The following is a 7,328-nucleotide window of genomic DNA, read 5'->3' as shown; positions in this document are numbered from 1 at the left end:
GCACACAGTCGCCAGCGCCAGGACGCGGACCATGGCATCACTCCGGAGTCTGGCCAGCCAGGCATTCGAGCGCACTCAGCGTCCAGCCGTTGGTCTTCGAGGTGATGTCGGCGATCTTCCACTGGCCGTCGATCTTCTTGAGCGACCAGACCATTTCGCGTTTGGATTCATCGCCTTCCGGGAAAAGGTTGAACGTCGCCGTCACCTCGGCGCGATCGCCATCCACTGCTTCAGACAACTTCAACGTCTTGGCGACTGTCTTCTCGTCGAAATCCTGTGCGTCGAGACCGGGGGCGAAGTCGATGCAAGGCACCTCGTCCGGCTTGTTCTTCTGCGCCTGGTCGTTGAGGTCGAACAGCTTGGTCACCGGCTCGGTGAAGCGGTCGCGGTATTTCGCGTCGGCCTCGAATTTGACCTCGGGCATGTAGAAGAACTTCACCGCATTGGATGCCGGACCGGCGAAGGCGGCCCCAGGTGCTGCGATCGAAAGGGCGGCGGCAAGCGCAGTCAGTCTCATCCGATAATCTCCAGGCTTTCGTGGTGGGAACCGTTCAATACCACGAATCCTGCATCCCGGCTTTTTTGCCGCCCATGAAATCCCCGAGCGCCTCGTCTGCGAGCACAGCTTGCCAACCTTGAGCGTTACCTCAGGCGTCCAGCCAGACGTTCTGGAGATCCATTTCGAAGGTCTGGTGGACGGCGTAGTTCTTCACCTTCTCGTTCATATGGCTGTACAGCTTCTGCCAGAACGGCTGAACGATGACGCCCGAATCCTGCAGGATCTGCTCGACGTCCTTCATGACCTCGCGGCGCTTCTCCACATCGATGAGTGAAAGAGCCTGCTTGAGCTTGGCGTCGAAATCGGGATTCGAATACGCCGTTTCATTCCAGGCCTCGCCGGTGCGATAGCCGAGCGCCAACACCTGAACGCCGAGCGGGCGCATGTACCAGATGGTCATGGAATAGGGGTACTTCGTCCAATCGTTCCAGAAGGTCGATCCCGGCAGCACTGTGCGCTTCACCTTGATCCCGGCTTCGCGCAGCTGGCCGGCAATCGCGTCGCCGGTATTCTTTTGCCAATCGTCCTCGACGGTGATCAGTTCATGCTCGAAGTCGGCCTGTCCGGCCTCGGCCATCAACTTCTTGGCGCCCGCCGCGTCGCGCGTCTTTTTGGGCAGCGGGTAGTATTCCGGATGGATCGGGCTGACGTGGTGATTTTCACCAACGGTCCCTCTCCCGGCGTAGCCAAGTTGGAGCACCGCATTGTTGTCGACGGCCATCTGCAGCGCGTTGCGCACCCGCTGGTCGTCATAGGGCTTGTGCGTGATGTTGGTCCGGGCAACGAGCGTCGTCGCGGTCGCGACCTCGGATTTCTCCAGCCCCATCTTGTCGAGGATGTCGATGAAGTCGGCGGGCGTCTCGAAATTAACGTCGATCTCGCCGGAGTCGAATGCGTTCACCGAGGCGTTGAAGTCGGTTCCGTAGTCGATGAATTCAACACTGTCGAGCGGCGCTTCACCACCCCACCACTTGCCGTTCTCGCGGCGCTTGACGACGGCTTTCTGGCCGACATCGTAAGAGACGAGCTCGAAGGGACCGGTACCGATCGGCTTCTTGATAGGATCCGCACCGTCGGCGTCGAAATTGCGATGGACCACCAGCGCCGGATAGTCGGTGAAGTTGGGGATCAGCGAGATATCAGGTTCGTTCAGCGTCAGCTTGACCGTGTTGTCGTCGACCTTGGCAATCGCTCCATCCCTTGCCTTGCCGGTTTTTTCGTCGATCAGCGCACCGACGCGGGCGGCCATCGAATTGCCGGCGGCACCCTTCTCGCACCAGCGCGTCAGATTGTAGACCACGTCATCGGCGTTGAAAGTATCGCCGTTGTTCCAGGTGATGCCCTTGCGCACATGCAGCACATATTCGGTGGCGTCGTCGTTGACGTCCCAGCTCTCGAGCAAGACCGGCTCGAAAGTGAATTCGCGCGTGTAGCGGACAAGCGGCTCCAGCCAGCAGCGCGAAATGTTCGCAAGCTCCACCCAGTCGTAAGTGCGCGGGTCCTTTTGTGCCTTCACCGACATCGAAACGTGCAGCGTTCCGCCTTTCTTCGGCTCTTCCGCCAAAGCCTGTTTCGGCCCGGCAAGACCGATCATGCCATAGGCAAAGCCCGTCGATGCGCCGAAGGCGCTTGCCAAGGCCAGAAACTCGCGCCGGTCCATGCGACCCGCGCGCGCCTCTTCTGCCATCGCCTCGATGGCGCCCGGCACGCGGTCACCATTGCTTCTGAAAAGTGTCATTTTTTTCCTCCCTTAAAGTTCCGTCAGGTCTTCGCCTGTCCCATCAACTAACGCTGTCCGGCAGCTTCTCCTCGCGCGCCGCGATCAAATCTTTGAGACCGTCGGCGATGCCCTCATCGAGCTTCGGCTCCTCATAATCGGCGAGCATGTTGCGCGCTTTCTCGCGACCCCGGGTATCGTGGTCCTTTGCCCCTTCGGCCTTCCACTGTTCGAACGAATTGAAGTCCATGATGCTGGGTATGAAGAAGGCAGACTCGAAGTGCTCGAGCGTGTGCTGGGTGCCGAGGAAATGGCCCTGCGGCCCGACCTCGCGGATCGCCGCCATAGCCTCCTTGAAATCGTCGAACGGGAGACCGCCAGCATATTTGTACCAGCCGACAAGCTGTTCGCAGTCCGTGGCAAATTTCGAATAGCCGCAGGTCAGGCCGGCCTCGAGCCAGCCGGCGGAGTGCCAGATGTAGTTGGCGCCGGCAAGGATGGCGGCATGCATCAGCATGTTCGCCTCGTAACCCGCCTGGGCGTCGTTCAGCTTCGACCCGACATGGAAGCCCGACGTGCGCCAGGGCAGCCGGTATTTTCGCGCCAGTGCCCCCATCAGATACATCATCTGGGCCGCCTCCGGCGTGCCGCCCATGGGAGCACCGGTCTTCATGTCGACAGTTACCATGAACTGTCCGTAGATCTGCGGCGAACCCGGACGCAGGAGCTGGGTGAACGCGATGCCTGCCAGCGCTTCCGCATTGACCTGCGCGACCGCTCCCACGGCCGATGCCGAAGTCGAGGCGCCGCAAAGCGCAAAGGGCGCGAGAATCAATGGCTGGTTGTGGCGCGCATAGACTTTCATCGCATCCAGCATGGTGGCATCCCAGACCAGCGGCGAATTGCAGTTGGTGATCGCCACCAGCACCGGGTTGTCGCGGACAAAATCCTCGCCGAACACGATGCCTGCCATCGCCATCGTGTCTTCCGCCCGATCCTTGGAGGTCACGATGCCCATAAACGGCTTGTCTGAGTGCTTCAGCGCCGAATGGATGATGTGAAGGTGACGCTTCGGCACCGCGATTTCCATCGGCTCGCAGATGATCGAACTCGACGAGTGCAGCGCCGGCGCCATGTAAGCGAGTTTGTGGAAATTGTTGAGGTCGGCGAGTGTGCCGTAGCGCCTGTTGTTGTCGAGGTCGCGCACGTAAGGTGCCCCATACATCGGCACGAATATGGAGTTGTTTCCGCCGACGCGCACCGAACGCTCGGGATTGCGCGCATTGAGCGTAAATTCCGGCGGGACCTTCGAGACGAGTTCCATCAGGAGGGCACGGTCGATCCGGACTCTTGTGTCCGAGACATCGGCTCCCGCCGCCTTCCACATTGCAATGGCCTCGTCGTCGCGGAACTCGCACCCCACCTCTTCGAGGATGGAGAGCGACTCCTGGTGAATCAGCTCCACCGCCTCATCCGGGACCATTTGATATACCGGAATCTTACGGACCAGGGTCGGAAACGACGCCATGGGAGTTCCCCGCAGCGCCTTGCGCCCCAGGCGGCCACCCGCTCGACGATTGGCGTGTTCGGTCACTTCAGCGGCCGGTGCGTTCATGGAAACTCCATCCTCCCAGAGCCAGTCAACTTAGCGAGACAAAATACAGCTGTGACGCTGGAAAATCCTGATCTCTTGTATAAGTTCAGCTTATGCGAAGCCTGCGCCACCTGCTGCCGTCCGCCGGCAGCCTGATCGTTTTCGAAGCCGCCGGGCGGCTGTCGAGTTTTACCGCCGCCGGGCGAGAGCTTGGCATGACGCAGGCTGCCGTGTCCTACGCGATCCGGGGGCTTGAAGAGCAGCTCGGCGCGAAACTCTTCCAGCGTCGCCATCGACAAGTCAGCCTGACCGAAGCCGGTGACCGCTTTCACGCCGACGTCTCGCTTGGCCTGTCGCACATCCGCAAATCGGCGGAGGATTTGCGCCTACAGGCGACCGGCGGCCATGTGACGCTTGCCGCGTCGACCGCTTTCGGCTCGTTCTGGATGATGCCGCGCCTGCAGCAATTCCGCGACGAATTGCCGGGCATCGATCTGCGTATCCAGACCGCTGACCGCGACCTCGACATCATCGCCGAGGGCATTCCGCTCGCTGTGCGCGGTGGCGAGCCCCGGGAGTGGCCGGACTATCATTGCCTGCCGCTGGCCGACGAGGAAATCTTTCCTGTTGCCGGCGCCAGCTATGTGGCGAAGTTCGGCCTGCCGCAAACCGTCGAGGAATTGGCGTCACACCGCCTCATCCATCTCGAGGAGCCGTTTCGCGAGGCGGCGAGCTGGGAGGAGTGGTTCCACTCCGCCGGGGCCAGCCTGAAGGAGGCCGACGCCGGGCGAGGCTTGCGCATCAACGACTATGCGCTGGTGATCCAGGCGGTCATGGAGGGGCAAGGCATCGCGCTTGGCTGGCGGCATCTGGCCGAGCGACTGCTGGCATCGGGCCTGCTGGTGAGCGCCACCAGCCATGTGATGAGAACCGGCACGCGCTTCCACATCATCTGGCCGAAGAACCGCGAACTCAGCGACAATGCCCGCAAGGTTCGGGACTGGCTGGCCGCGCAGGCGTGAGGCCATCCCAATAGTGCCCGGTCAAATCGTCACGACAATCTTGCCGAATTGCTTGTTCGACTCGAGAAAGCGATGCGCTTCGACGATCTGGTCGAATGAAAAGGTTTTGGCGATTACCGGCTTTAGCGAACCTGATATCATTCCGTCGAGGATGAACGCCTTGGCGGCCTCCAGCTTCACCGGATCGCCAGTGATTTCGTGGACGAGATAGCCGCGCAGCGTTAGCATCTTGGCCAGCACGGTAAACAGCGGGAACGGCGTCGGCTCGGGGCTCAAGCCGCCATATTCGATAAGAATGCCACCCCGTGCCATCGCGGCAGTGAGAGGCGCGAAAATCGGGCCGCCGACTGCGTCGAACACCACTCGGATGTCCTCCGGACCGGCGATGTCCTTCAGCCGGGCTTCCAGATCTTCGTCCGCTGAAGAAATGACATGGGCGGCGCCGAACTCGAGCAAGGCCTGCTTTTTGGCAGATGTCCGCGTGACGGCGATCGGGGTCGCACCAACGATGTTGGCGATCTGGATCGCGGCAAGTCCGACACTGCTCGATGCCGCGGTGATGACGACAAAGTCCTCCCTGCTGAGCTTGGCAATGTCGATCAGTGCACCATAGGCGGTGAGATATTGCATCCAGCCGGCTGCCGCCTCTTCCCAGCTGAGGGATGGCGGATGCTTGACCACGAGCTCGGCGGGATATGTGGCAATCTCCCCATAGGCGGGCCAGCGGGCCATCGATATTGGCGGCACGACGCTGACTGCGTCACCTGGCGCAAAACCGTCCACGCCTTCGCCGACCGCTTCGACGATACCCGCTGCCTCAAGGCCAAGACCGGAAGGCAACGGCGGCGTCTGGATATAAGTGCCCAAACGCAGCAGCGCCTCGGCCCGGTTGAGGCCCAACGCCTTGACCCGGATCTGAATCTCGCCCCGACCTGGCCCAGGAATATCGATATTCTCGATGCGCAGAACCTCGGGACCACCATGCTCATGAAAACGAACAACACGTGCCATCCGGTCATAACTCCAAAATATTTGAACCGAATATGCTATGCCAGCGGCCATCTGGCGGATAAATAGCTGCCTGGGCAGAACAGTGGAAACTGAGAGTTTTGAATATGGATCGCCTTACGAGCATGGCCGTGTTCGTCAAAGCCGTCGATCTGGGCTCGTTCGCGGCGGCTGCTGCCACTCTCGATCTGTCCGGACCGATGGTCGGCAAGCATGTCCGATTTCTCGAGGAGCGTCTGGGCGTGCGCCTCATCAACCGGACCACACGCCGCCAGAGCCTGACCGACTTCGGGCGCGCCTATTATGAGCGTTGCCGAATGGTAATCGCGGAAGCCGAGGCTGCAGATGCGCTCGCGGCCGATCAACTTTCCGAACCACGCGGAAAGCTGCGCGTCATCATGCCCGTGCATTTCGGCCGGCGCTGCGTTGCTCCGATCCTGCTGGAGCTGGCGCAGCAATATCCCGCGCTCGAACTCGACCTGTCGTTCAGCGACCCCATCGCCGATCTTGCAGAGGATGGCTGCGATCTTGCCATCCGGACCGGCAATCTGGAGGATCAGGCCGGCGTGATGGCGCGTCGAATCGCGCGCCAGCGCATGGTCGTCTGCGCGTCGCCAGCCTACCTCGATATGCACGGGTGGCCACGACAGGTAGAGGATCTCGGCAGCCACCAGGCCATCATCTACCGCCGTTCGGGCCGTGTCGTTCAACCGTGGCTGTTGCCGCGCAACGGCCAGCCCGCGCTGGAGGTCATGCCGGTCAGCCGGCTGCGGCTCGACGACCTCGATGCGATCGCCGATGTCGCGGCCGCCGGCATGGGGCTTGCCTGGCTGCCATACTGGCTGGTTCGTGAGCGCATTCAGGCGGGCGCGCTTGTCGTGCTGTTGCCGGAACAGCCGGGATTTCTTTACGACGTCTATGCGCTATGGCTGCAGACGCCTCACTTGCCGCTGAAGGTTCGTCTTGCCGTCGATGCGCTGGCGGCAGCACTGCCCAAGCTCATGACGTGACGAGCGCGGCCCGTTCGCGGTCAGCCGCCCGGATTCCAATTCTACCCCTCCCGCATGGGCCGCGAATCCGCCTATAGTGCTCTTATGCCTATCCGCCAGCTCTCCGAAACGATGATCAACCAGATCGCCGCCGGCGAAGTCATCGAGCGTCCGGCAAGCGTGGTCAAGGAACTGGTCGAGAACGCGCTCGATGCCGGCGCTGCCAGAGTCGAGATCGTCACCGCCGGCGGCGGGCTCAACCTGATCCGCGTCACCGACGACGGCTCGGGCATCCCGGAAAAGGAACTGGCGCTGGCGATCGCACGCCACTGCACATCGAAGCTCGCCGACAACATTCACGACATCCGCTCGCTCGGCTTTCGCGGCGAAGCGCTGCCGTCGATCGGCTCGGTGGCGCGACTGTCGATCCGCTCGCGCA

7 protein-coding genes are annotated in these 7,328 nt (G+C 61.6%); 3 read left to right on the top strand and 4 right to left on the bottom strand.

The features are described from left to right. Positions 1 to 37: 37 nt before the first annotated feature. The 3 genes from E5W87_RS29925 to E5W87_RS29915 form a co-directional block, all read right to left on the bottom strand. Positions 38 to 517: a DUF3828 domain-containing protein gene (locus tag E5W87_RS29925; protein ID WP_292405852.1), complete on the bottom strand. Its 480-nt coding sequence runs from the start codon at positions 515 to 517 to the stop codon at positions 38 to 40. Positions 518 to 647: 130 nt separating this feature from the next. After that, positions 648 to 2,297, bottom strand: coding sequence for an ABC transporter substrate-binding protein (locus E5W87_RS29920; protein ID WP_292405849.1), 1,650 nt, complete (start codon positions 2,295 to 2,297; stop codon positions 648 to 650). 43 nt (positions 2,298 to 2,340) lie between these two features. After that, positions 2,341 to 3,891, bottom strand: coding sequence for a trimethylamine methyltransferase family protein (locus E5W87_RS29915; protein WP_292405846.1), 1,551 nt, complete (start codon positions 3,889 to 3,891; stop codon positions 2,341 to 2,343). Positions 3,892 to 3,983: 92 nt separating this feature from the next. On the opposite strand from E5W87_RS29915, the gene E5W87_RS29910 reads away from it, so the two are divergent. Continuing rightward, entirely contained in the window at positions 3,984 to 4,892 is a 909-nt protein-coding gene (locus tag E5W87_RS29910; RefSeq protein WP_292405844.1) for a LysR substrate-binding domain-containing protein, read from the top strand. Positions 4,893 to 4,913: 21 nt separating this feature from the next. Here the strand turns inward: E5W87_RS29910 and E5W87_RS29905 are convergent, their stop codons facing one another. Next, entirely contained in the window at positions 4,914 to 5,903 is a 990-nt protein-coding gene (locus E5W87_RS29905) for a zinc-dependent alcohol dehydrogenase family protein (protein ID WP_292405840.1), read from the bottom strand. Between the two features lie 104 nt (positions 5,904 to 6,007). Between E5W87_RS29905 and E5W87_RS29900 the strand changes: the two genes are divergently transcribed. After that, positions 6,008 to 6,910: a LysR family transcriptional regulator gene (locus tag E5W87_RS29900; protein ID WP_292405837.1), complete on the top strand. Its 903-nt coding sequence runs from the start codon at positions 6,008 to 6,010 to the stop codon at positions 6,908 to 6,910. Positions 6,911 to 6,994: 84 nt separating this feature from the next. Beyond that, positions 6,995 to 7,328, top strand: a 334-nt coding sequence (mutL, locus tag E5W87_RS29895) for a DNA mismatch repair endonuclease MutL (protein WP_292405835.1), incomplete at its 3' end; no start/stop codon positions are given.

Origin of the sequence: Mesorhizobium sp. (genome assembly GCF_004962925.1) — a bacterium.
Lineage (GTDB): Bacteria > Pseudomonadota > Alphaproteobacteria > Rhizobiales > Rhizobiaceae > Mesorhizobium.
Note: the sequence above shows the minus strand (reverse complement) of the source record. Positions and strands in the feature narration are given on the sequence as shown.

Bases quoted from the DNA above. Each gene is read 5' to 3' on its own strand.
- E5W87_RS29915 (WP_292405846.1), bottom strand. From the start codon at position 3,891: ATGAACGCACCGGCCGCTGAAGTGACCGAACACGCCAATCGTCGAGCG.
- E5W87_RS29920 (WP_292405849.1), bottom strand. From the start codon at position 2,297: ATGACACTTTTCAGAAGCAATGGTGACCGCGTGCCGGGCGCCATCGAG.
- E5W87_RS29925 (WP_292405852.1), bottom strand. From the start codon at position 517: ATGAGACTGACTGCGCTTGCCGCCGCCCTTTCGATCGCAGCACCTGGG.
- E5W87_RS29905 (WP_292405840.1), bottom strand. From the start codon at position 5,903: ATGGCACGTGTTGTTCGTTTTCATGAGCATGGTGGTCCCGAGGTTCTG.
- E5W87_RS29910 (WP_292405844.1), top strand. From the start codon at position 3,984: ATGCGAAGCCTGCGCCACCTGCTGCCGTCCGCCGGCAGCCTGATCGTT.
- E5W87_RS29900 (WP_292405837.1), top strand. From the start codon at position 6,008: ATGGATCGCCTTACGAGCATGGCCGTGTTCGTCAAAGCCGTCGATCTG.